The 25,728-nt window shown below is 35.5% G+C and carries 27 protein-coding genes; 3 read left to right on the plus strand and 24 right to left on the minus strand.

Features of this window, described 5'->3' with window-relative positions; translation table 11 throughout:
- Window positions 1-105: 105 nt before the first annotated feature.
- The 22 genes from K4422_RS11175 to K4422_RS11280 all read right to left on the minus strand — a co-directional run bounded on the left by K4422_RS11175 (window position 106) and on the right by K4422_RS11280 (window position 21,242).
- Complete coding sequence (locus tag K4422_RS11175) at window positions 106-1,461, minus strand: hypothetical protein (RefSeq protein WP_230711157.1); 1,356 nt, start codon at window positions 1,459-1,461, stop codon at window positions 106-108.
- A 14-nt stretch (window positions 1,462-1,475) separates the two neighbouring features.
- Window positions 1,476-2,972 carry an McrB family protein gene (locus K4422_RS11180; RefSeq protein WP_230711158.1) on the minus strand — a complete coding sequence of 499 codons (1,497 nt, stop codon included), beginning with the start codon at window positions 2,970-2,972 and terminating at the stop codon, window positions 1,476-1,478.
- 207 nt (window positions 2,973-3,179) lie between these two features.
- The gene (locus tag K4422_RS11185; RefSeq protein ID WP_206903243.1) at window positions 3,180-3,566 is read right to left on the minus strand and encodes an HIRAN domain-containing protein; all 387 of its coding nucleotides are present in this window, start codon (window positions 3,564-3,566) and stop codon (window positions 3,180-3,182) included.
- A 413-nt stretch (window positions 3,567-3,979) separates the two neighbouring features.
- Window positions 3,980-4,531, minus strand: coding sequence for a hypothetical protein (locus K4422_RS11190; RefSeq protein ID WP_230711159.1), 552 nt, complete (start codon window positions 4,529-4,531; stop codon window positions 3,980-3,982).
- Between the two features lie 28 nt (window positions 4,532-4,559).
- Window positions 4,560-5,117, minus strand: coding sequence for a hypothetical protein (locus K4422_RS11195; protein WP_230711160.1), 558 nt, complete (start codon window positions 5,115-5,117; stop codon window positions 4,560-4,562).
- Between the two features lie 225 nt (window positions 5,118-5,342).
- Window positions 5,343-5,738, minus strand: coding sequence for an Rgg family transcriptional regulator (locus K4422_RS11200; protein WP_230711161.1), 396 nt, complete (start codon window positions 5,736-5,738; stop codon window positions 5,343-5,345).
- Complete coding sequence (locus K4422_RS11205; protein ID WP_230711162.1) at window positions 5,704-6,249, minus strand: helix-turn-helix domain-containing protein; 546 nt, start codon at window positions 6,247-6,249, stop codon at window positions 5,704-5,706. Before K4422_RS11205 ends, K4422_RS11200 begins: the two co-directional genes overlap by 35 nt.
- A 263-nt stretch (window positions 6,250-6,512) precedes the next feature.
- The gene (locus K4422_RS11210) at window positions 6,513-7,313 is read right to left on the minus strand and encodes a hypothetical protein (RefSeq protein WP_230711163.1); all 801 of its coding nucleotides are present in this window, start codon (window positions 7,311-7,313) and stop codon (window positions 6,513-6,515) included.
- Between the two features lie 665 nt (window positions 7,314-7,978).
- A complete protein-coding gene (locus K4422_RS11215; protein ID WP_230711164.1) occupies window positions 7,979-8,134 on the minus strand; it encodes a hypothetical protein in 156 nt (51 codons plus the stop codon).
- Window positions 8,135-8,197: 63 nt separating this feature from the next.
- Window positions 8,198-9,022: a DUF1129 family protein gene (locus K4422_RS11220; protein WP_230711165.1), complete on the minus strand. Its 825-nt coding sequence runs from the start codon at window positions 9,020-9,022 to the stop codon at window positions 8,198-8,200.
- Window positions 9,012-9,356, minus strand: a complete 345-nt coding sequence (locus K4422_RS11225; protein ID WP_230711166.1) for a PadR family transcriptional regulator — start codon at window positions 9,354-9,356, stop codon at window positions 9,012-9,014. Before K4422_RS11225 ends, K4422_RS11220 begins: the two co-directional genes overlap by 11 nt.
- 1,081 nt (window positions 9,357-10,437) lie before the next feature.
- Window positions 10,438-11,505 (minus strand): Fic family protein, encoded by a 1,068-nt coding sequence (locus K4422_RS11230; RefSeq protein ID WP_172843735.1) that lies wholly within the window; start codon window positions 11,503-11,505, stop codon window positions 10,438-10,440.
- A gap of 339 nt (window positions 11,506-11,844) precedes the next feature.
- Window positions 11,845-12,615: an ABC transporter permease gene (locus tag K4422_RS11235; protein ID WP_016173365.1), complete on the minus strand. Its 771-nt coding sequence runs from the start codon at window positions 12,613-12,615 to the stop codon at window positions 11,845-11,847.
- Window positions 12,608-13,543 carry an ABC transporter ATP-binding protein gene (locus K4422_RS11240; RefSeq protein WP_016173364.1) on the minus strand — a complete coding sequence of 312 codons (936 nt, stop codon included), beginning with the start codon at window positions 13,541-13,543 and terminating at the stop codon, window positions 12,608-12,610. The genes K4422_RS11235 and K4422_RS11240 overlap by 8 nt, the downstream gene beginning before the upstream one ends.
- Before the next feature lie 92 nt (window positions 13,544-13,635).
- The gene (locus tag K4422_RS11245; RefSeq protein ID WP_230711167.1) at window positions 13,636-13,809 is read right to left on the minus strand and encodes a hypothetical protein; all 174 of its coding nucleotides are present in this window, start codon (window positions 13,807-13,809) and stop codon (window positions 13,636-13,638) included.
- Between the two features lie 28 nt (window positions 13,810-13,837).
- On the minus strand, window positions 13,838-15,499 hold the full coding sequence (locus tag K4422_RS11250) for an FAD-dependent oxidoreductase (protein WP_029487387.1): 1,662 nt from the start codon (window positions 15,497-15,499) through the stop codon (window positions 13,838-13,840).
- 14 nt (window positions 15,500-15,513) lie between these two features.
- A complete protein-coding gene (arsB, locus tag K4422_RS11255; protein WP_016173361.1) occupies window positions 15,514-16,599 on the minus strand; it encodes an ACR3 family arsenite efflux transporter in 1,086 nt (361 codons plus the stop codon).
- 10 nt (window positions 16,600-16,609) lie between these two features.
- A complete protein-coding gene (gene arsB / locus K4422_RS11260; RefSeq protein WP_230711168.1) occupies window positions 16,610-17,668 on the minus strand; it encodes an ACR3 family arsenite efflux transporter in 1,059 nt (352 codons plus the stop codon).
- 91 nt (window positions 17,669-17,759) lie between these two features.
- Complete coding sequence (gene arsA / locus K4422_RS11265; protein ID WP_029487386.1) at window positions 17,760-19,487, minus strand: arsenical pump-driving ATPase; 1,728 nt, start codon at window positions 19,485-19,487, stop codon at window positions 17,760-17,762.
- Between the two features lie 34 nt (window positions 19,488-19,521).
- Entirely contained in the window at window positions 19,522-19,896 is a 375-nt protein-coding gene (gene arsD, locus K4422_RS11270; protein WP_029487385.1) for an arsenite efflux transporter metallochaperone ArsD, read from the minus strand.
- On the minus strand, window positions 19,874-20,221 hold the full coding sequence (locus K4422_RS11275) for an ArsR/SmtB family transcription factor (RefSeq protein ID WP_016173357.1): 348 nt from the start codon (window positions 20,219-20,221) through the stop codon (window positions 19,874-19,876). The genes arsD and K4422_RS11275 overlap by 23 nt, the downstream gene beginning before the upstream one ends.
- Window positions 20,222-20,408: 187 nt before the next feature.
- Window positions 20,409-21,242 (minus strand): helix-turn-helix domain-containing protein, encoded by an 834-nt coding sequence (locus K4422_RS11280; protein WP_230711169.1) that lies wholly within the window; start codon window positions 21,240-21,242, stop codon window positions 20,409-20,411.
- Window positions 21,243-21,451: 209 nt separating this feature from the next.
- Between K4422_RS11280 and K4422_RS11285 the strand changes: the two genes are divergently transcribed.
- Window positions 21,452-21,742: a helix-turn-helix domain-containing protein gene (locus K4422_RS11285; RefSeq protein WP_003128904.1), complete on the plus strand. Its 291-nt coding sequence runs from the start codon at window positions 21,452-21,454 to the stop codon at window positions 21,740-21,742.
- Between the two features lie 47 nt (window positions 21,743-21,789).
- Entirely contained in the window at window positions 21,790-22,977 is a 1,188-nt protein-coding gene (locus K4422_RS11290; protein ID WP_029487383.1) for a tyrosine-type recombinase/integrase, read from the plus strand.
- A 91-nt stretch (window positions 22,978-23,068) separates the two neighbouring features.
- Here K4422_RS11290 and rpsI read toward each other — a convergent pair whose 3' ends face one another.
- Window positions 23,069-23,461, minus strand: a complete 393-nt coding sequence (rpsI, locus tag K4422_RS11295; RefSeq protein WP_206903211.1) for a 30S ribosomal protein S9 — start codon at window positions 23,459-23,461, stop codon at window positions 23,069-23,071.
- A 15-nt stretch (window positions 23,462-23,476) separates the two neighbouring features.
- A complete protein-coding gene (gene rplM / locus K4422_RS11300; RefSeq protein ID WP_303754245.1) occupies window positions 23,477-23,923 on the minus strand; it encodes a 50S ribosomal protein L13 in 447 nt (148 codons plus the stop codon).
- A gap of 462 nt (window positions 23,924-24,385) precedes the next feature.
- Here rplM and K4422_RS11305 point away from each other — a divergent pair, with 462 nt between their 5' ends.
- Window positions 24,386-25,600 (plus strand): argininosuccinate synthase, encoded by a 1,215-nt coding sequence (locus K4422_RS11305; RefSeq protein WP_268991035.1) that lies wholly within the window; start codon window positions 24,386-24,388, stop codon window positions 25,598-25,600.
- The last annotated feature ends 128 nt before the right edge of the window (window positions 25,601-25,728 follow it).

A 25,728-nucleotide genomic window follows, 5' to 3' on the forward strand; every position in this document is an offset into this window, starting at 1 on the left:
GTTTTTTTATATTGCAATCCCATTTTAAAGTTTTATTTACATTGCAATAACACCTGACTAAATCAAGTTTTACTATCGCCATATTCACATCAAAATTTTGGATGATTAATCTTTAACTAAATCTTCTAAGACTTTTCGCAGTTTTGTCCTTAGATATTGAATTTTCTTAATATCAATTGGTAGCCCAATGACAGCAATTTTCGTTCCTGCGTATTTAACAACTTCAACTTGTAAATCGACGTCAGCAGTGGGAGCTATCAGAACACCTATTTTAGCGTTCTTCAAATTTGCATAAGCTAACACTTGATGAACATCCGCTCTAAGTCGTTCTCTTTGTGTTAGCGTGACAGATTGCGACCTGGGATAAAAATAAGATTTGTACTTTGCATCAATGACTATTATCTGATCATTGATTTCTACAACTAAATCAGGCTCTAAATATTTAGGTAATAATTTCAAAATTTTATTGGAACTTCTTTTTTTTGTTTCAACAAAACGGCTAATTTTTTCATTGTGTGCTGAAATAATCACTACTTGACTAATTATCTTTTGCACATATCTTTCAAACAATTCAGAGAAATCAACGCGCCACGCATATTTATCTTCTTTAAAGTTTTCAATATAATTATTCAAAATAACTTTTAACTTTTGAACATCCAACGCATCACTTTGCTGTATAAAAAATTTTTCTGTTACTAACTTTGAATTTGAAACCTGTTTAAAATTATTCAGCAAATGACTTGTTCTATTCAACTTCTCTGCCATCCCAATTCGGATATTTTGTGGGGCTTCATTACCGCGCAATAAGCGAATTGATTCCTTTAAAATTGAAAGTGCTCGTTCAAATTCTTGATGATTCTGAGATAATCTATTTAATGTCGTTGGAAATTCTAACCGTTTCTCCGGTTGATAGGACCTTCGAGCGTACTCTGACCAGTTAATTTTACCTTTTGGTTGTTGAAGGACCACCTTCAAGCTCTCAAATTGATACCAAGATTGTTTTTGTAAAACAGGATAAAAGGCATTTACAACATCTTTTGCCAAAATAAACTTCGGTGGCTTACTTCCATTTGTTCGTGTTAATTTCAATTGGACGTTTCTTTCAAGGTTGATTTCGTAGTCGCTATATTCTGCCAGCTCAGATATCCAGGCAAACCAATCCAGTGATTGTTCTGCATTATACCGCGGACGGATAATAATATCGCTTAGCGGTTTACTAATTTTCCCAGGAAATCTAAGCGGCGCAGCACCTACAAAAGTGCTTGTTTCTAAAACAATCTTTTTATCATTTAAAACCGGCTGAATCCCTAAAAATTCAAGCGTATCACGATTCAAACTAATAAAACTGGCATTAGATTCATTGATATAACGTTTATCATTAATCGCTTTTTTTGGCAAAACATATTCAAAAGAATCAAACGTCGTCGCTAGGATTGCTGGCATAGACTGATCTTTTCCCAAAGCCACCACTCTCCTTATAGATCGATCGTTTGATCAATCTCTTCAATGAAAAATTGATTGAAATGATCTGCTGCGTTTGTTAAAAAGCCTAAATTTAAGTATTCTTTGATTAAAGGTAGCAATTCATATTCTATTCGCTCTTTCATCTCCTCTTCACTATCAGCGATAAAATAAGATTGTCCTGGTTGTAATAACAATTCCTCGCTAGAAGCATACATCTCAAAAATTTCATTTATTTTGTTAAACTGCTCTAAATGGAATGTATTATTTGGTAAAGATTGTGGGAATAATGTATACCACATAAATCTTCTTCTCAAAGCAAAATCAACTACCGCTAAAGAACGATCTGAAGTATTCATTGTTGCCACAACATATAAATTTTCAGGCAATTGTTTAATTCTAAATTCTGGTTGTCCATCTGTTTGTTTTCCCAGAGAAATTTCAGCTCGTGTATCCTCATCACTCTTTTCAAATAAATAGAACGCCTCTCCTAAAACATTGCTTAAATTAGCGCGATTAATTTCATCAATAATCAATAATACTTTTTCATTAGACTTTTCCTGAGCTTTTTTAATCGCCTGTAGTAACGGTCCATTTTCATAGCGATATACTACATTATCACCTAAGACACTCGGCTGGTAACCACCGATGAAATCAGAATAACTTGTTTCCGCATGAAACTGGGTAAATACATAATCTGAAAAATCGGAGCGCAGTTTACCTGTTAACCGAGTTTTCCCAGTTCCTGGTGCTCCTTGTAAAACAACATATTTTCTCTTCTCAAGTAAATTCTTTACTTCTGTGATCTCATCAATTGTATTGTCTTTTTTTAAACATATTGCTTCTAAATAGTCCGTTGCTGTTTTCTTTTGCGCCCTCGTATTCGGCCAGTTTCTTACTTCGGCGTAAACTGCCGCGACAGCTTTAAATACTCGCCAAAAAATTTCTTTCTCCCACTCTTGCTTGTTTTCCATCACATCGAAATTTGGCTTTTCTACCATTACAACAAATAGGTCTTGTGTGTGTGAATCAATTTTATCATCAACATATTCAGCCTCTAAACTCTTTAAATACTGCTTTTCACTATCATCTGTAAAGTCTACTGCACAAAAACATTTCAAGGGAAAATTGGCAGCATCATTTCCTGAAGATTTTTCTTTAGCATAATTCATTAGATCCTTTTGCAAGCGCATAAATTTTCGTTTAACACCAGGAGTCGCAGCCAGTTGATAGTCATCTCCAAAGCCTAAACTACCTATATCCAGTGAAATACGGTAATGATTTATCCCAGGGTTAACCTTTAATGATAGCCCAGCGTACGGCCCGCTTTCTGCTTGACCTGCTCTAATAAACCCAATAAAATTCTGCTTACTTTCTCCATCAACTGTAAGATCCTCATGAACTGCTTTTCGTAGAACGTATAGCTTATTTGACTTCTTTCCCCTTGTTTGTGCCCCAAGATCTTTTAGAATCTTTTCCATCTCGTTAATAAACTTTTCCTTTTTTGACATCGCTTTGCCTCCTCATTACTACTAACTATAAAATAAGATTTAACATAAACTAAATCCGATTAAAGTTTTTTTCTCTAATCAGAGTTTAAATTTGATAAATAACAGCGCATACATAAATTATAACATTTACCTATAAATACTCCCATTTCCAGCGAGAATAAAAGCTCTTTGATCCTGCCTACACAGATCAAAGAGCTTTTAACGCTGTTATTTTTCTTGGCGGTTATCTTTTATTCGTACCACTACGCGGAATTGTCGTTCAGGATGGTTTTCAAGATTGACAGTTTGAATGCGCGCCTCGAACAAATCACTGTGTCCAAAATACAAAAAAGTACTGAACATCGTATTTTTACTGCTAGGAATATAACCTAATTTTTTCCCTTCATAATAAATAGCAACTGCTTCAGGATCACGAGGATTATCTGGCTCGCCTACTAAATTTACCACCCTTCCTATCTTTAAATTCTCAATAACTTCCAAGCCATCATAATAAGCAAACCCAGCAATATGAAAGTCCATAAAAAAACGACTTGGCTCATAGCGTTGTTGCCGAATCGATTCAAAAGCAGCCTTTGGTGAAAATTCTTCTGACATCTTAAACCCTCCACCTCTTCTTTTCTTCTATTATAGCAAATTGCAGACTAAATTCTGGCTGTGAGCCACAATCGAAAGATAGAACCTTTGTCCTACTTTTCCTTTTGTAAAAATTTCTTCAATCACAAAAGACAGTTAGCAGCAATGAGCCTACTTTCACAACTAAAAAAAAATAAATTAAACAAATATAAATAACAGACATCTCATTTATTGGAGATGTCTGTTACACATATTGATTTTGTAAGAATTTCAACCAAAATTGCATAAAGGTCAATCCTCAACGTTTTTTTACAATATTTTTTTGTAGCGTAGCTAGGATTGATTTGCCTTTGTATGGAGCATAATCAACACCTAAAATAATTTCTCAGTAAGACTATTTCATAAACAACAATAGCGTTTACTCTACTAAACTTTTAGCTTCGTTTGTACGTAAGATAATGGTTTAAAACAGCTTGGAATAAGCCATTACTCATGCTTTTATTTACTTCATCCCATTGCGGTTGTTGTTTGTAAAAGGCAATTTTATTTTCGATCAAATCCGACGTTGGTAAAGCAAAAAATTTGCTTGCTGTTTCATTTGGAATATTTAATTTATAGATTCCTTTTGTAATAACATCTGCCTTATTCGATTTTGCTAAGTCGTTATCACGTAACCATTTTTCAAATTGCGCTTGTGCTTTCGTAACAAATTCTCTTTCCTTCATAAATTCACTATAGTGATTTAGAACTGCCAAAAATAAGCCGTTGCTGACAGCCTTATTTACTTCTTGCCAATTTGGTTGTTGCCGATAAAAAGCAATCTTCTCTTTTGCCGCTTCTTCAGTATCCAGCTTGTAAAAATCAGCTTCTGTTTCACCTGGAATATTTAATTTACTAATGCCCTTGCCAATCACTTCAGCTTTATTGGATTTCGCTTGTTCAGTTAACCTTAACCATTTTTCAAATTCTGTAGCTCTTTTATTCATACCAATTCTCCTTTACATCTCAATAATTTTATCTAATAAAAACAAAATAAATAATTACCAAAATAATCAAAATACCAGCACAACCTACCACTGCCAGAGAACCATCTTCTTCAGCCTTATTTGTACTTTCTGGTCTTGCATTATTAGATCTTCGCGGTGATAAATCTGGTCGGTAAGGTGTAGTCGTAGTCGCATTTGCTTTTTGTTGTGCATAATCTAGTAGTACAGATCGGAAACTTGGACTTGCAATATATCTATCTCCTTCAATATAATACGAAGATAGATTATGTAAATAATTTCCCCACAAATCATAAATTTCATCATCGCTAATAGCAGGATGACTCTGCTTGAATTTTTTTATCCAATTTGGACCTTTGTCCGCTCCATTTCCAAAAAATCCGGCATATCGCATCACAACATTTGTTGTAATTTTCGGATTACCAAATTTTGCATCAGCTGCGTCTACGCTACCACCCTTCAATAAGTAATAACTTCCCGAATCTATTGATTGACAAATATAGTTATTAATATTTTGAAACTCTTTTTCTGTAATCCCTGGTACAGTATTTCCGCTTAACTCTGCCATCTCACAATCTCCTCACTTACTTTTTAGCAATACCTTACGATTTCTAAAAACGATACTCTTTCTAAATGTGAAACCATTTATTCCATACAAGAATTCCTGACCTTAAAGTCAGAAAGCATTTCAAAAAGTAGTTAACATACACACTATTTATTTTATTTTTGTTTCTGCAATGCCTTTATCATTTATTGTTGGGCATTACTCGATTAATTGAGACAATACAATTTCCTATTTGGTTCCATTTTGACTGTTATTCACCTCTGACAATGCCTTGTTTAAATCTATAAACAAACTATTGATCGTTGTCGGATAATTACCAATCAATTTCAACGCCTGGATATATCCCTCACATTCAGCTTTCCCCTCCGCTACATTTCCTTGCAAAATTTTAATCAAGGCTACTTTACTTTTATAGATGACACGATAAAAGAGATCGGTCGGATCATCATCTACTTCCATATATTCTCTTGATTCATTAATCACTTCTTGCGCCAAATCTAGTCTTCGACGATCAACAAAAAAACTAACGATAAAGGTAATTAATTGAACTGTCTCTGGCCTATCATCGATATGCTCTTTTCTTTGTCGCTCAAAATTTCTGGCTACGCGCTTGTAGTAAAGCATCACATCTTCTGCTGGCAAAAAAATGAATAAAACTACCAAAAATAAAGTTTTCATATTCATACCAGTTATCAATCTGCTGCAAATGCTTACGTATGGACTTAATATCTTGATCTGAAATGGTTTTATTGATGTTGTAATAAAACCCTGCTTTTATAATTAGGCTAAGATGAAGATCTTTAGCAAATCCGTCACTTTCGTATGCTTTTTCAAATTGCTTAGCAAGTTGGTCAAGTTCATAGTACTTTTTTGAATAGATTAACTGATTTGCCACATTACTGAATTTCTCAAGTTGATCAAGCGTGTTGCCATCATGAATTTGCATGAATTCTTTCCATGACATAAAGATTCGATTTAACAGTAGTGTTAAATTATCAACCGTTATTTTTGAATCGCCTTTTTCAAATTTGTTTAAAAATTGCGGGCTTACAATTCCATCAGTTACTTCTTTAACTGTAAAACCTTTACTTTTACGGATTTTTCTAAAGGTTTCGCCATAATTTTTTTCCGTCATCTGATGACACCTCCATTCACGTTTGCTTAAATTTACTAGTTTCAGTTTACCTCAAAAAAATATCGTTAAAAAAAAAAGCGAAACTATGCTTGATACTTTTCTTCATATTGGGGGTCTACACGATAAAAAAGAAACTAAATTTACTTTATCTAAGCTAAATTATTTCTCAAGTTAAACAATCGTTACCTTATTTTTAATATAGTGAGCAAACAAAAAAGATACTCTCTCGCAATAAGAACGCTTCCAAAATGTTGCAAAAGTTTTTAAGGTAAAGTTACCTCTATTGGATCTGATAATACTCCCCCACCGTTTGAATATCTGGATACCATTCTATCTTTTGTTACTAGAAAATAGCCCTTTTTTGCTTTTTCAGTAGGGTCTTGACTGATAAAATATACCTGAAAATTTTCTTCACTATCTTGTATTGTTTGCATATATTGTAATGCCCAGCCTAAAGTTTCTTGATTAAATTTTTCTGCATATTGAGCTGCATTTTCAGCAGTAACCTGCTGCGTTTCATTTTTCGAATGTAACGCATATGCCCCACTTTGTAGCTTGTTGATAGCTTCTTTTTTTGCTTGACTAGCTTGCTCTTGCGAAATCCAACCTTGCTCAACTGCATTCCCATAATAATCAATTATGCCCCAAAATCTATCACCATATTCAGTACCTTCTAATCCAGATGCAGAATATATTTCATTACTTACAGTGAGCCCTCGTTGAGTTGGAGGAAAAGGGTTACCTTGCATGGTAAACTCATTGTAAGCGTCTACATATTTCTGAACGTTATCAGTAGATAGAATTTCTTTGACATTAACGGACTGTATGTCTTTTTCAGTCTCACTAGTAAATTCCAAGGAGTCGCTGGTAGAAGTTTTTAAAGAGGTAGCTGAGCTAGATTCTAATGTTTCACTTGAATCAGAAGTATCCTCTTTCTTGGTAGCAGTTGTAGTATCACTAGAAATTTTAGACATACTTTGTTTTTCATGAGTATTGCACCCTACTAAGAATGTTAAGGATAATAAAGTTGCGCTTAACATAGCAGCATATCTCATTCTTTTCATAATATTCACCCTTAAATTATTTAAAAAAACATCATGACAATTGTTCCACACTTTAATAGTAACCTAACAATATACTCGCAACCGGATTACTTTCTAGAAAAGAATCACGCAGGAGTTATTGAAATAAGAACAAAATATGTTCCATGTACCAATCCAGAATACTATCTGAAAAACATCCCAACTAAATACAATAAAAATACAAACTTTATTTTATCGTATCAAAATATGGCACTTTATCAATTTCAATTTTCTTCTGAATATACATGAGATTTGACTACTAGTTTGAATGCTTATTCAGCCTAACAAGTGAGGTAGCTCATTTTACAAGCTCTTAAAATAAAAGTCAGCATAAATAGTACAACGTCTTATCTAATCAATTTGCCACTCTCAAATTCTTCTTGAACTGTATCTATCCAAATCATAAGCTCTTGGTGTCCATGAACTTTCCCTCTAACTCTTTTCTTTTGTTGTTTTTTTCGATGCGATTATATTCTGTATGCTCCAATAATTCTATAATTTCAAATATCTGATTTATACGGCTCTTTATAATTTTAGTATTGCTATGAGACTTGGGAGATCAGTTAATTATTTCAGTACAAACTTTTTATTATCCTTCAGCCGTTTTAAAGAATACTAGCTTTTTAGACTTTATATTTCTTATGCTTTTAGCGATTTCCTAAGGTATTGAATAAGAGCAGATAACCTGCAAAGTCTCCCCATCTTTTTCGATTTTTTTTACGATCACCTAACAAATTTCCCCACTCAAAATCTTGATCACTTTTTTTATAAACATAGCAAATCATTGATTCTAGTGTAGACATGTAAGCATTATGTTGTACTGAACGAGAAGCATCAACACTGCTGACTGCAAACTTTTCTTCTGACTACTTCGCTTGCTTAGATTTGCGGCCGATCCAAATTAACAACATAAATTGAAGAAACAAAGCAATGCTCAACATAATAATGAGAACAATTTTTCCATGTTGTGTTGAAAAATCAAAGAAGTTTGAAAATATCGGTACACGAGAAAGAATACCCAATAATGCACTTGTGCTTAAAACAGGCACAAACGGCAACCAAAGTTTTTTGTCAGCCTGCTTTGATAAAATATACCCGATAATAAGCGCGATTATTAAAATAACAACACTTCCCAATAAGCCATTAAAATAAACTTTTAACGGGGTAGAGATGCGTATACTCAGTGCTATTCCTCCGATAAATAAAAGAGCTCCAAGAAGCGCTGCCGTCACTTTGAAAGGCCGTTGTGACTGATAGATGCTTTTTCCTAACAACCACAAAGCTGCAACCGAGAAAAATCCTACATAAATACCTGTGACAAAAAAAGTTCCCAAATCAAAAGCAGTCGTTGGATTGATTAGGCTCGGTAATGCTGAAAATAAAAAATAAGCCCCTATTGCATAAATGACTAACTTACCCGTATCTATAAGATTGACGGACAACTGCTGCAAAATTTCGTCAGCAAATTCTTTAGGATTTTTACCAAAATATTCTTCAGCCGTAATATCACTTTTTTGTGCATCTAAAATGTCTTGTAAAATACTTAGTAATACTTCCTCTGTTTGCTGCTCATCTCGCAAAAAAGACATTGTACGCACATAGACCAAAAGATCACCGTAATACTCTTCATTTACTTTTGTCAGCTTAGTTTGCAAGTCAGCATTTAATTGGATTAAATCTTCAGTTTTCATTTTTTTCATCTCTTTCTATTAAAGAATCTACGTTGCTTTTTAGCTGTTTCCACTGCCGAATGAAGCTATTTTTTTCTTTTATTCCTGCTTCAGTTAAAAAATAATACTTTCGCTGGGGACCATCCGGAGAAACTTCCATACGTCCTTCAATGTATCCTTTTTTTTCCAGAGTAAGCAATAACGGATAAACTGTTCCCTTGGGAATTTCCGCAAAACCAAAATCTGCTAATTTTTCACTTAATGTGTATCCATATAAAGATTCTTCAGCCAAAAGAATCAAAATACTACCAGACAAAATTCCTTTTAACATTTGCGATGATGATTTTTGAGCCATGTCGTCTCCTATCTAACTTGTTTTACAATATAGTCACAGTATAAAGATATTCAACTAGTTTGTAAAGCAAGATAGTGCCTCTTATAAATATATCTGAGTAAAAATGACATCCGCAATCTTACCGGCTGTACATAGTATTTAATTGTTGGTATTACAGATTGAAGTGCTGAATTTACAATTTTTTGATTATCGTAGCGGCAAAAATAGACCTGCTGTAATATTTTTTAAGCAATCCAATTCGATAGCAATTATTTAGCAAGTAAACAAAAAAAGACACTCTCTCGCAATGAGAAAGTGTCTGAAACGTTTCAGTTGAATGGTACTCGATTTCTTGCAAAATCTCCGTCCCATACTGTATTCGTAAGCAAATAAATTCGCAACGACTCCAGTAATTAACGTTTTGAGAATTGAGAAGCTTTACGAGCTTTTTTAAGACCTGGTTGGCAGTTCAACTGTGTTATTTTAAATCAATGAATATCAAAAATGCTGATTTATCAGTATTTTTCGCCTCAAGATTTGTACTGGATTTCAGTCGATTTTAGGCACTCGTAACCACGATTCGTAACCAATTTTGAACGTAAGACAATTTGGTTACGACAAATTCAGAGCATATCAGTATCTACTACACTTCTTTTTTATCTTTCCATTGAAGAAACTGCATGGTAAACCCATGTGGTCTTTTTAACGTTGCAAAGTCAAAGATAAAAGAACAAATCCTCCAAATGTTAGGCGCTCTTTGCGGAGGGGTTCGCCTCAAGCGAATTCCCCTTCGTAAAGAGTTCGCCTTGAACACGAGTGGGCGCTAGCCCGCGAGTGTTGTTTCACCCCCCCTATCTAACAGGGGGGTACAAAAACACGAAAAACAATCGAAAAACTACGTACAAACACTGTTATACCAAGGAAATAAGCACTTATTGACAAGTGTAAACTAATTTAAAAAAGTTCACACTTTGTTTTCACTGGTTTTAGCGAGTTTCAAATAGTGTATTGAGCTAATATTTTTAGTTATGCAAGTTTCAATTAGCCTCATTGAATTTTAAACTACCGATTTTGTGCTTCTATTAATGGCCCGTGAATCGTATTACGATTTGAATTCATTTATTAGCTGATACTTAGTCGAACGGCCTTGCCCGACTTTTTGAATCTTATTCTCTGTTTGTAGCCCAGCCAAGGCCCGTTCTATCGTTCGCTGGCTAATATCCGGCAACAAGTTCTCCATGTCAGCTCTGCTTAGAGGTTCAAAAGACTTCTCTAGTTCTTCTACTACCCGCTCTGCTGGTGTTAGCTCCTGATTGATAATAATCTCGAAACGCTCTGAGAAGTTTTCATAGGCTCGCAAAATGATTCCCACAAGATAGCGAACAAACGGCGTATAGTCTTGTTCATTTTCCAACCATCCCACAGAACTCGCCTGTAACGCTTCATAGTAAGTTTGCTTCGATTCTTCAATCAGCATCTCAATACTGATGTACTTGCCGACTAAATAGCCCGACTTGTACAGCAACAGCAATGTCAATAAACGAGACATCCGCCCATTTCCATCACTAAATGGATGAATTGAGAGAAAGTCTAAAACAAAGCAAGGAATCAGCAGTAAGGGATCAATCTCAGCCTTCTGAATGGCTTGATTGTATTGGTAGCACAGCTCATCAATTAAATCAGGTGTCAAATATGCAGGCGCTGGTACAAACCGAACTCGCTCGTTACCATCTAAATCTTTTTCCGTAATAACATTATCGCCACTTTTAAACTTACCTTTGTAACTTTTAGCCGAGTAATTATATAGATTTTTGTGTAACGTTAAAATATCGTTGGGCACGACGCGAATATACTCGTAACTATCATGAATCAGTTTCAACACATCTCGATAACCGGCAATTTCTTCTTCATCCCGATTACGAGGTTTTACTTTTTCCGCTACGATTTGCTTCAAGCGGCCATCTGTTGTTGCAATTCCTTCAATTTTGTTGGAAGCCTCTGTACTTTGAATCAAAGCCAAGTCTGTCAGTTTGCCTAAAATCTCTGGTTTTGTGGCAATATACAGTTCTTGTTTCCCCTTATAATCATGAATCTTGGTCAGCATATTTAGCAAATCATGACTAAGAGAGAGCTTTTTCAACTCATGATAATCAAATTCTTTCACCGCCATTCACCTCTTTTCTCCGCCATTTTATCTTATTTGGCGGAGAAAAACAAATAATGGCGGAGAAAACTATATTTCATCATCACATTAGTTTTACTATTCAAATACAAAAAGCCCTAAAAGTATTTCACAAATTCAATTCAAATAAACTAAGTTTTAGTGAGCTTCGATAATCCAATTTCTTTTAACTGGTAGATTTTTTAGGAAAAAGAGTAAATTCTACGTAAGAGCTACAATTAAAGCTCTAAATGTTGATATTGCTTTTATCAGTTGTGACTGATCTTCAAAAAAACAACTATTCGATGTTAATTTGTAGCTTTTAAATGGGATATCATTGTAAAAGCATTAACTTCTTAACCCTCTACCTGTATCGACTAAATAGTAACAAATAGAATAAAGAACAACAATAAATAAAATAAGTATTGTAATCGACATAGCTATTGGTACATCGGTTGTTCCTAAAAATCCATATCTAAACGCTGAGATCATATAAACAATTGGATTTATTTTTGAAACACCTTGCCAGAATGGGGGCAACATCGATATCGCATAAAATACTCCTCCTAGATAAGTTAACGGCTGTAAAACGAAGGTGGGTACGATCGATACGTCGTCATAAGATTGAGCAAAAACACCGTTTATCAAACCAGCTAATGAAAATAATATTGCAGTCATTAATAACGTGAGAATAACAATAATCCATGAATGAACATTAAGTGGCACAAAAAATAAGGAAATAATCGTTACAAGTGATCCTACGAGAATACTTCGTCCTAACCCACCAATAACAAATCCCCAAATGATGATATGTGTTGGTACTGGAGCAACTAATAGCTCTTCAATATTTTTTTGGAACTTTTGAGAGAAAAAAGATGAAGATACATTAGCGTATGAGCTTGTGATTGCTGACATCATAATTAATCCGGGTACGATAAATTCCATATAAGTGAACCCACCCATATCTCCAATTCGGCCACCAATCATTTTCCCAAAAATGATAAAATACAACGATGTCGTTATAACTGGTGGCACCAGAGTTTGTACCCAAATACGTAGATAACGGTTAGTTTCCTTAATAGCAAGACTTTTTAAAGCAGTAAGATAAATATCACGCATTGGTTTCCTCCAAAAATCTTTTTTCTTCGGTGATTTTCAAAAATAACTCTTCTAAACGATTAGATTTATTCCGCATCGATAAAACTTTCATCCCTTGATCACTGAGTTGATTAAAAATATCATTTACTCCTTGATTTCGTTCAACTTCCACTGATAAAGTCAGATCGTCTTCTAAAGAATACGTATATCCTTCTATCTTAGGAACTGCATCATGAGGTGCTAGATCTAAAATAAATGTTTCAAATTGTAATTTGGATAGAAGTTCTTTCATACTAGTATTTTCAATCAATTCTCCTGATTGAATGATCCCTATGTGTCGACAAAGCATTTCAGCTTCTTCCAAATAATGAGTGGTCAAGATAATAGTGGTTCCATTTTCGTTTAATTCTTTTAAGAAGGACCACATTTCACGTCTCAGTTCAATATCCACCCCAGCGGTTGGTTCATCCAAAATTAATAGCTTTGGTTCGTGCATTAGTGCTCGAGCGATCATCAGCCGGCGCTTCATCCCGCCAGAGAGCATCCGAGCACGTTCGTTACGTTTTTCCCATAAATTTGATTGCTTCAAATACTTCTCACTGCGCTTCAATGCTTCTTTTCTCGGAACACCATAATAACCTGCCTGATTCACTACAATTTGTTGAACAGTCTCAAATGGATTGAAGTTGAATTCTTGTGGTACAAGACCAATTTGCTGCTTTGCTCTTTCTAAGTCTTTATCAAGATCGTAGTCGAAAACTTTTACCATTCCAGATGTTTTATTGACAAGAGAAGTAATAATACCAATGGTTGTCGACTTCCCAGCACCATTGGGCCCTAAAAGGGCATAGAAATCACCCTCTTCAACTTGGAGATCAATTCCACGTAATGCCTCAACACCTGTTCCATAGATTTTTTTTAAATTCGTTATTTCAAGTGCATATTCCATATACTTTTTCCTTTCGTAAAACAATTCTTAAATTAGAAGTCGCTCTAACTTTTATACTGTAAAAAGGCATGTGGTCAATTGACCACATGACCTTATTTTTTCTTACTTTGTTTTTCTTTCCTTTTGGCCAATAAATAGAATACCAAAATTAGCGTAATAAAGTTGATAAATATTCCAATACTAATTGGATAATTTAGTAATTTAGCTAGAATAAATGCCAGTGACATCCCAAATAATCTAGCAACGGCTCTCTTTTCTTCAGACATAAATTATATTACCTCAGCAATTTACTATTTAATCAATATTCTCATAAATTTCTTGATAATTTTTGTTTCCTCCGGAAAGATTGTACACGTGTTTGAATCCTTCGTTTAACAGTATATTTTGTGCAGCATTCCCGGTAACACCTTTATTACAGTACGTAATTGTCAAAACATTCTTGTCTAACTCATCGTAGCGTGTCCTCAAATCAGATAATGGAATATGAATAGCTCCTTTAACCTTTGATTTTTCGAATTGCTTTTTGGATCTTGTATCAATTATCTGTAACTTTTCTTTTCTGTGTTGTCGTTCAATTAACTCAATCGGGGACATCAAAGGCGCTCTTCTCTTCACCGCGTTATCTAAGGCCATTCCAGTATAATGAACGGGATCCTTGGTTGTTGAAAATGGTGGTGCATAAGCTAAATCTAAATCAAACAGTTCTTCCGCCAATGCTCCAAAGGAAATAGCCGTAGCAAGCACGTCGATTCTTTTATCTACTCCGTCATAACCGATAATTTGGGCACCCAGAACTCTACCGCTGCTTTTATCTGCTATTGCTTTGATGACCATTTCTTTGCCATCCATGTAATCAGGTTTATTTGGTTTTATATTGTATAAAACGGCAACTTCTAATCCTTCTTTAAGAGCTTCCTTTTCAGTAAGACCCGTTTGTGCAATGGCTAAATCAAAAAAGCGCAAAATACCGGTTCCTAATATTCCTTTAAATCGTAAAGAGCCACCAGTAATTGTGTCACCAGCAATTCTACCCATCTTGTTCGCAGTCGAAGCCAAGGGACGATAGATTGGTTGTTGAGTAATGCGATTGTAGCTTTCTGCTACATCCCCTACTGCATAGACATTTTTCAAATTGGTTTCCATTCTATTGTCTACTTTAATTGCTCCCGTTTTGCCCAACTCTATTCCTATGGTTTGAGCCAATTCTGTATTTGGCCTTACTCCTGTTGCCAATACAAATAAATCGGCTGATAATTCATTCCCTTTTGAAGTCTTAACAGCAGTTAGTTGTTCTTCACCTACTAATTCAACAACCGTTTCTTTTGGCCTAAAATCAATCTGTTGTTTTGCTACTTCGTTCTCTATTCTTATAGCCATATCCCAATCTAAATGAGACATTGGATGGTTGCCTCGTTGCAGTAACGAAACAGCTATTCCTTGTCTCTGTAATTGTTCAGCCATCTCTAACCCAATATATCCAGCACCTACAATAACAGCTTTTTCTACTTTATTAGTCTTAATAAAGTTGTGAATATTTTTACCACTGGAAACATTTTTGATTTGAAATACATTTTCAAATTGTCTATTAGAGAATATAGCCGGTGTATTGTAAATTGAACCTGTTGCAAATACTAATGCATCATAATCATCTGAAAACGACTTTCTAGTAATCAAATTTAGTCCGTAAATACGTTTCTTTTTATGGTCAATACGTTGTACTTCATGCGAAGTATGAATATCTACGTTGTATCTCTTTTTGAACCACTCAGCATTCCGTGGAGTCAATTCATCGAATTTTTCAACTTCTCCTCCAACAGCATATGGAATTCCACAAACAGAATATGAGATGTCGATATCTTTATCATATAGAATGATTTCCGCTTCTTCTGTGTTCCTTCTCGCTTTTGCAGCAACACTTGTTCCTGCTGCAACAGACCCGATGATTATTATTTTCATACTATGCACCCCAACTACTCATATAGATTTTCAATTTGGTTAGTATCACCTGACTTAACAAACCATGACTTAGTATTGTTGGAAATCTTTACTAATAGCAACATGATCGGTACCTCAACTAACACTCCTACAACTGTTGCTAAAGTCGCGCCAGACTGTAGGCCGAAAAGTGAAATCGCAACAGCAACCGCTAGTTCAAAGAAATTGCTCGCACCAATCATTCCAGCTGGTGAGGCAATCTCATGAGGCAACTTCCAAAACCTTGACCACCCATAGGCAATAGTAAAAATTAGTAGCGTTTGAATGGTTAGTGGAATTGCAATTAATAAAATATGAATTGGATTGGCTAATATTTTTTCACCTTGAAAAGAAAAAATAATAATCAACGTTAGCAATAATCCAATGATTGTAACAGAGTCAAATTTCTTTAAAAAGACATCTTCGAAATAGTACTTACCTTTATTTTTTATTATCATTACTCTAGTAACGAAACCTAGAAGTAGTGGCACTACTACAAAAAGAACTGTAGATAATAGCAATGTTCCCATTGGAACAACAACATTGTCCACACCAAGTAGAAACGCTACAATGGGTGCGAATAGAATCAAAATAATTAAATCATTGATCGCTACTTGTACCAGAGTGTATGCTGCGTCACCTTTCGTTAGATAACTCCATACAAATACCATAGCTGTACAAGGTGCAGCACCTAATATAACAGCACCAGCAACGTACTCTTTTGCTAATTCTATAGGTATAAGATTCTTAAAAATCACATAGAAGAAAAAAGCGGATATAGCATACATTGTAAAAGGTTTGATTAACCAGTTTGTCACGCAGGTAACAACTAATCCTTTAGGCTTTTTGGCTGCACTAACAATACTAGTGAAATCAATCTTCAACATCATTGGATAAATCATTAACCATATCAAAATTGCTGTAGGTATTGATACCTGATAATATTCAAACTTACTTAAGGTGTCAGGAACGCTCGGCAAAAATTTTCCAATTAGCACCCCAATAACCATACACACAATTACCCATAACGTCAGATATTTTTCAAAAATACCTAATCCTTGTTTTTCATTCTCTGAACTCATTTATTTCCTCCTAATGGCTTGCGCCTTCTTTCGAAAAATATTTTTGTTTAAATTTTAAAGCAACATTCACTAAAGCAATTAAAACTGGAACTTCGACCAAGGGGCCAATAACCGCCGCAAATGCTTCACCCGAATTGATCCCAAATACACCTACTGCTACGGCTATCGCTAGTTCAAAATTATTACTTGCAGCCGTAAAAGATAACGACGCCGCGATTGGATAACTTGTGCCCATTTTTTTTGAGAGTAAAAATGATACAAAAAACATAATTACAAAATAGAATAGTAGTGGGATAGCAATTCGAACTACATCTAATGGCAACTCAATCACTTTTTCACCCTTTACGGAAAACATTACGATAATTGTAAATAGTAATGCAACCAAAGTTATTGGGCTTATTTTAGGGATAAACTTAGTTTCAAACCATTTTTTCCCTTTCATTTTGATCAAAATAAATCTTGAACTAAAACCTGCAATAAATGGGATTCCCAGATAAATAAAAACGCTTTTGGCAATTTCTCCCATTGTAATATTAATCGTATGTGTCTCTAAACCAAGCCAGTTCGGTAATACTGTGACAAAGATATATGCAAATAATGAGTAAAATACAATTTGAAAAATAGAATTAAATGCTACTAATCCAGCTGTATACTCGTTGTCTCCTTGGGCAAGCTCACTCCAGACGATTACCATAGCAATACATCGAGCAAGCCCAATCATAATTAACCCAACCATATAACTTGGATAGTTGTGCAAAAAGACTACTGCTAAAACAAACATAATAATTGGACCGACAATCCAATTTTGAACTAGTGAAAGTAAGAGTACCTTCCAATCCTTAAAAACACGCCACATTTCTTCATATTTTACTTTTGTAAGTGGTGGGTACATCATCAAAATTAAACCTATTGCAATTGGAATCGAAGTCGTCCCAACTTCTAAATGATTTATTACTTTAGGAATATTGGGAAAAAAATACCCCATTCCTATACCAATTGCCATTGCAATAAAAATCCATAATGTCAAATATCGATCTAGTAAAGACAATTTCTTAATTACTTGATTCATTTTTCCATCTCCAGCAGAATAAAAAATTTATTTTCCTCAAACGAATAGATGAACCTATATATAGATTGTTATCTATATATAGGTCAAAAAATTAATGAACTAATTTTGCGTCAAAGTTAGGAACCCACTCTGTTACCGCAAAATGCCCATCTGAAAGATCTTTTACTTTATTGATCCACTCAATTTCATTTGTAGCGCGCGCCTTTAATACTTCATTGGACGTATCGGTAGCATACATACTTTGATTGACTAGCCACCAAGTATGAGCAATCTTTGCACGATTCAAATCTTCATCTAAACGCATCGATTCGTACACTGGCGTTGTTTCAGGCAGAGTAACCATCAATACTTCCGTTTCATTGCTATTTTGTAATCTTGGTAATAGCTTTTGAATCGACAATGGCACTTCGCCAGAACTTCTTTCAACTTCTTTGGCATAGCTTTGCGTGGAATCCAAAAGAAGCAATGTGTGTCCTGTTGGAGCGGTATCTATTACCACAATTTCATTTTCTGACTTATCTACAATTTCCGCAAATGCTCTAAATACTGCAATTTCTTGCGTGCAAGGTGAACGAAGGTCTTCTTCGACATAAGCGACATCATCCGCATTCATCGTCAGACGAGCTTTTGAAAGAACCTCTTTTTTGTAAGATTCTAGTTCCTGTTCTTCATCGATATGGCTGATTGAAATTGGCAACTCATTCGAAATAAAAAGATTTAGATGATCGGCAGGATCCGTTGTCGCTAAACGAACTTTTTTACCTGATTGTGCCAATTTTTCTGCGATTTGAATAGCAACAGTTGTCTTGCCAACGCCACCTTTTCCCATCGTAAAAATAATCTTTTTATTCGTTCGAATAAACTCACTCACAATAAAATCTAACGTTGGAAACTCAATCGGTTCCTGTTCATGTTGGTGAACAGCTGGCTGTTGATTACTCAATAAAATTTGAAGCTTATCTATTCCTGCAACGTTATATGGGCGAAGTGGAATATAGTACTTTTCTAATTTGCTCAAAGGCTTTGGCATTTCTTCTAGATCACTTTGTTGTTCACCGTAGATTACCTGAGAAATCACATCATCAGGATTATTCAATAATCCGTTAACCACTAGTAATTGATTCTTAATCCCTAATTTCAATAGTTCCTCGGAAGCACGTTCAGCTTCAATTAGTGGTGCTTTTTGCGGTCTGGTCACTAAAATTAAAGATGTTTGGGTTGCATCTGTAAGTGTCTCCACTGCTTTTTCATATATCTCTTTTTTATCACCCAATCCGGATAATTGTCCCAAGCAAGAAACTCCAGTTGTATTTTCATCCAGATAATTATTCCAAGCAGAAGGTAATTGTAGCATTCTTAGCGTATGCCCAGTGGGGGCGGTGTCAAAAATTACATAATCAAATTGCTCTGCAACTTCTTTATCAGTTAAAAAGTTCGCAAACTCGTTAAAAGCAGCAATCTCTACTGTACAAGAGCCTGATAATTGTTCTTCCATATTAACTAGTGCACTATCTGGTAAGATTCCCCGATAAGGACCGACAATACTCTCTTTGTATTCTTCTGCCGCTGTGATTGGATCAAAATTTGCAACTTTCAAATGGCTAATTCCGTCAACCGTAGTCGGTTTATTTGTTAATTTTGTTTGGAAAACATCTTGCAGGTTTGAAGCCGGGTCTGTGCTGACTAGCATAACCTGGTTGCCGTCTTCCGCTAAAGATGTCGCCGTGGCACAAGCCGTAGTCGTTTTCCCAACCCCACCTTTACCTGTGAAAAACAGATATTTAGTTAATTCTATCTTTTTTGGTATATATTGAAGCATTGTATCTCCTCCCTTTCCCTTTTAAAGAGGTCTATTAACAACAGCCTTCGCTCCCATTATTCCCTCCACAGCAGCTACCAGAACTAGCTGATTGAACTACAAAGCGAACCTCTCCATACTTTCCGAATTCCTCTAAGGTTGGATAAGAACCTTCTTTGACAATTTTTCCATCTAATAAGGTTATCGGCAAAATATCATTACCATTTTCTTGAAGCAACTTCAAGATTGTTGGATTTTTGACAAAAGCATCTGGATCACTGGTTAAATTGTGACGAGAAGCGTCAATTGAATCCAGTCCTTCGAAATTTTCAAATACTGAGGTTACCATTAGTAATTCTTCATCAACTGATGGACCGCAGACTCCTGTTGAACAACACATTGCTGGTTCAAATAGCTCCAATTTTTTCATCATTTTTTTCCCCTTTACAATTACAATTTAGTTTATTACAAATGCAATCATCTTTATCAGAAAACAATTGCATCATTGAACCCATAAATTGATCGGCGAAGCTTTCCGTTAATTGATAATGATGCCATATTTTATCCTTAGTCACTGTGACAATCCCAGCCTTTTCTAATACTTTCATATGATGTGAAAGAGTTGGCTGAGTGAAGTCAAAGTGATCTAAGATATCGCAGGCACACAAACTACCGCAAGACAATATATCAATGATTTTTAAACGTTTTGGATCAGCAAGAGCCTTAAGCATTATCGATATTTCATCATAATTCATATCTTCTACTCCTTTACATAGATGGATGTCTATGAATAATATAGATGAACATCTATATATTGTCAATCGCTTCTGTCTTTTTATTTCTTACTTTACTTTGAAACCTTTACTGCAAAAATGTAAATACTACCTATCACTCAAAAAGTAATAGATGGTATTTATCAAGTAATTATACGTATCAACCGCACTATTTCAATTTTAAAAAATAAATTTGCATTCTACTTGCCTCAGATTTAAAAGCCTTGTATATAAAATTCGTAGTATCTTCGTTCTTAACTTCAAATCGTTTTGACTGGCTGTTATAACTATACTCAACAATATTCAATTTTTCCTGCGCACGTTCAAAGCCATAGTAAATAATTCTAGACTTAGTTAAGTCTACACCTAGCATTGGAAAAGCTCGTGTAAAATAATCAATTTCAATTTGATTCCTTAAATCCGGAAAATTATGGTATAGATATTTTTGTCGCTTCGCAAATGTATAAGGCAACAAATGAACTCGGTTGTTCTTAACGTCTACATAGGCATAATAACGTGGTGATGGATCCAATGGGTCATTAGCCGCGGCCGCCGTATAAAGAGAATCTGTTCCTTCAACTTTGGAATACGTTAGATACGGATCATTTCTCTCCACTAACATACCGGAATCCATAATTCCTTGCAGAAACTCCATAATCGTCATTTCATCATAGACATCCACTTTTTGCTGTTTCAAGAATACCAACATTTGTTGTAGAAATGCTGGATTCACTTGTAACTGAAAATGGTCCTTCAATAAATTTGTTAGTACTTCCTCTGGCGTCCCATACAACAGCTCTTCTACCGTCGTCTTACCCAATAAGGCGATTTTTTTTAGTTTATCTTCTTTGGGCAGATTAATTCCTCGCTCCCAATTATTAACTGTGGTTTTGGGAGAATTACTGATTAGCTCACCAAACTGAGCCATACTGTAGCCTAAATCCGTCCTTATTTCACGGATTTTTTTTGCTACTCTTTGTTGATCAACTTTCATAGTCCTCATCACTCCGATATTTTTCTAGTTTAATCATATCAAACTTTCTTAATAATCGAAATACAAAAGTACTTATTTTCGAACTTTATTTTATTGACATTCTATCGAATTGGGTGTACGATAAACAAAAGTACTTTTATAAGTACTTTTGAAATGCCCTTTGAGAACTGAATAGCACCTTTCTTCTTTTCACTTCTAGATCGGAGGTAGATCAATCAATGGCAGTTGAAATTACACTTTCGCCTGATCAAGAGACGAGTTTAAGAGAATATATGTATACCTTAATGGTAGATGAAGTGAGAAACGCACGAATAGCCGTACATTTAGAGAATCGCTATTTATCAAAAAAAGAGACTTGTGAGTATTTAGGTATCGCCAACAACACGCTTGATAAATGGATTGATGCAGGACTTCCCATGATACATCTTTGGGGTGTTGTACGATTCCAGCGAGAAGAGATAGATAAATGGCTAAGGGAGTATTCCAAAGCACAGCAAGGCGCTGTATGATGAGTGTGTAGTGATACTGATATGCCATTTTTGAAAGGAAGATAGAAATGGCAATTAGTCTAATGGAAAATGGCTCGTATAAAGTCAATGTTTATATGGGGGCGGATGCTTCTCGATATGTGGCTTATGCGGACAGCAAACATGAAGCAGAGATTTTAGAAACAGAAGCAAAACTAAAAAAATTGAAAGGAGAAGTGAAAAAGAAGAAAGGTTCTTATACATTCAAAGAGGTTTACCAAATGTGGTGGGATAAGAAATACACCGTTACACAACATCATGAGCAGTCTACTTTGGATCGAACTAAGACTTGCTTTGAGAAGAGAATTCTTCCTTACTTAGGGGATGTTCCGATTAATAAGATTACCTATGACCTATTAGAAGATACCCAAATTTTGTGGGCATTTGGCAATGAGGAAAAAGGCATTAAACCTTATGCTAACTATAAACACTGTGTCTCCTACACCAAACAAGTATTACGCTATGCCCTAGTGAAAGGTTATATCCAAAAGAATCCCTATGATTTGTTGGAGATGCCTGTAAATGCAGACCTAAAGAACAAAAAGGAAAAAAAACGTCAGCAAAAGTACTATTCTAAGGAACTCATCCAACAAGTGTTAACTTTGATGAAGCAAGAATATGGGGTGCGAGACTATACGTTACTTTCTTTGATTTATCAATTAGGGGCAGCCAAAGGAGAAATTTATCCCTTGGTCTGGTCAGATATTGATTTCAAAAACAAGACGATTTCCCTTATGCATAAATTGGTGAAAAATAAAGCTACCGGAAAATACGAACGTGTAAAAGGGATGAAAAACTCCTATCGATTTCGAACGATTCCAGTAGCAGATTCCGTTATTAATCTATTGGCAAAATGGAAAAAGGTTCAATTTAATGAACTTCAACAAGTCAATATTTTTCCAACCGATGATCAATTTATCTTCACCTATACGACTCAAAAGGGAGAACTGAATCAACCTTTGCATCCAGACTACCTTAACAATAAACTTGATGCCCTTTCAAAGAAATTTGACCTTCCAAAAATAACACCCCACGGCTTACGACATACTTTTGTCAGTGACCTTTTAAACAATGGTGTGGATGATTTAATCGTAAAATCTCTAGTCGGTCATGCGGAAACGTCAGAGATTACACGAAATGTTTACGGGCATGTAAATCCAGAAGTTCAGAAAGAAACCGTCAAGCACTTGGAGGATTACCGGCAAAAAACAAGTTGAAAAAAATAGTCGTAACCAAACTCGTAACCAAAATAAAAAAAGCACCTTCCAACTGAATGGAAAGTGCTTGAAATCGTTGGTATAACAACGATTAACGTTTAGAGAATTGAGAAGCTTTACGGGCTTTCTTAAGACCTGGTTTTTTACGTTCAACCATACGAGCGTCACGTGTTAATAGACCAGCGCGTTTTAATGCAAGACGGAAGTCAGGATCAACTTCTAATAATGCACGAGAAATACCGTGGCGGATTGCGCCAGATTGTCCAGCATAGCCCCCACCGTTTACGTTTACGATTACATCGTAAGCGCCAGTTGTTTCAGTTACGCCAAATGGTTGGTTGATAACTAAACGTAGGTCAGCATGTGGGATATATTCTTCAACGTCTTTTTTATTGATAGTAATTTTACCAGTACCTGGTACCAAACGTACGCGAGCTACTGCATTTTTACGACGGCCTGTGCCGATATATTGAGCTTGTGCCAATGAAATTCCCTCCTATTAAATTAAGTTTGTGATGTCTAATACTTCTGGTTGTTGAGCTGCATGTGGATGTTCAGCGCCACCGTAAACGTGTAGCTTCATGCCTTGTGCGCGACCCAAAGTGTTTTTAGGAAGCATACCTTTTACAGAAGTTTCGATCAAACGACGAGAATTTTTAGCACGCAATTCACCAGCTGAAACTTGTTTCAAGCCGCCAGGATGATTTGAGTGACGGTAGTAAATTTTATCAGATGCTTTTTTACCTGTTAATTTCACTTTGTCAGCGTTAATGACGATTACAAAATCACCTGTATCCACATGGGGGGTGAAAGTTGGTTTGTTTTTACCGCGTAAGATTGAAGCAACGACTGCTGAAAGGCGTCCCATTGGAACATCAGTAGCGTCTACTACATACCATTTACGTTCTACTTCGCCTGGTTTGGCCATATATGTTGTACGCAAGATTTTTTCCTCCAATTTCAATTTCGAATGTTTACAATCACTTGAGTTTCCGGGGCTCTTTGTGGGGTAAACAATACCATTTAACATAATAACGGTAAAACTGCGCAAAGTCAATCAAAAGTCGCGGCTTTTCCCAGCATTTTTAAACTTTATTTTTTCCTGCCATTATTTCCCTACTATAATAATCAAATTTTTTAGAAAAAGACTTTTTCAACAAAGAGTCCTTGTTACATTTTATTCCATCATTTTTCAGAAAATAATTTTTAGATTTCTTCAAGCGATTTTGTTCTTTTATACAACCTAAACTTTATAAAGCAGCTATTTTTGTATAATTTATGCTTTTTTAAAAATATTTTGTATAAATATTTATATTTTTGCTTGCTTTTTAATTTTCAATTTGATACGATAGCGTCAACACATTTTTACTCACACTGAAAAAAGCACAACAGAAAGGGCGTATTTATTATGAAAGAGAAGGTTGTATTAGCATATTCAGGAGGACTTGATACCTCCGTATCCATTAAGTGGTTGACCGATGAAGGGTATGACGTCATCGCGTGTTGTTTAGATATTGGGGAAGGAAAAGATACGGCGTTTATTAAGGAAAAAGCGTTGCAAGTGGGGGCAATCGCCTCTTATGCCATCGATGCTAAAGACGAGTTCGCCGAAGAGTATGCCTTAATTGCATTGCAAGGCCACACTTTTTACGAACAGTCTTATCCTTTAGTATCTGCACTATCCCGACCGTTAATTGCGAAAAAATTAGTTGAACTAGCCCGATCAACTGGCGCTACAACGGTTGCACATGGTTGTACTGGTAAAGGAAATGACCAAGTGCGTTTTGAAGTTGCAATCAATTCTTTAGCGCCAGAATTAAAAGTGATTGCACCTGTCCGTGAGTGGAAATGGTCTCGTGAAGAAGAAATTGCTTACGCCGCCAAAAAAGGTGTACCAATTCCAGCGAATTTAGATAATCCTTATTCGATTGATCAAAATATTTGGGGACGTGCGTGTGAGTGCGGCATCCTTGAAGATCCTTGGGCAACACCGCCTGAAGGAGCTTACGAAATTACCACTGCCATTGAAGATACACCTGATACAGCTGATATCGTGGAAATTACCTTTGATCAAGGCGTTCCGGTAGCATTAAATGGCGAAACCTACAATTTTGCTGACATTATTATGGAATTAAATTTAATTGCCGGCAAACATGGCGTGGGACGAATCGACCACGTGGAAAATCGTCTGGTTGGCATTAAATCCCGCGAAGTCTACGAATGTCCCGGCGCAATGACTTTAATGAAGGCACATAAAGAATTGGAAGACTTAACTTTTGTCCGTGAAGTGGCCCATTTCAAACCGATGATTGAACAGCAATTAAGTAACATTATTTATAACGCATTATGGTTCAATCCACTAACTGACGCTTTAATTGCTTTTCTAAAAGAAACGCAAAAATATGTCAACGGTATCGTCCGCGTTAAATTACTAAAAGGCAACGTGATTGTGGAAGGACGTAAATCTGAAAATAGTTTATACTCTGAAAACTTGGCGACTTACACATCTGCTGATACCTTTGATCAAGACGCAGCGGTTGGCTTCATTAAATTGTGGGGCCTGCCAAGCAAAGTTCACGCTGAGGTTCAAACACAAATGCAAGCAGAAAATTTGGTAAAATAAAGACAAACAGGATATTTATTTTACCGACAATCAACTTTAAGACAAATGGCTGTGCCATAAGTTAGGTAACGATACAAACTCTAAAATTTAACAAATCGAGATTGGAATAGACGTGTTCAGCTTAGAGA

Origin of the sequence: Enterococcus sp. SMC-9, assembly GCF_021011285.1 — a bacterium.
GTDB lineage: Bacteria > Bacillota > Bacilli > Lactobacillales > Enterococcaceae > Enterococcus_C > Enterococcus_C montenegrensis.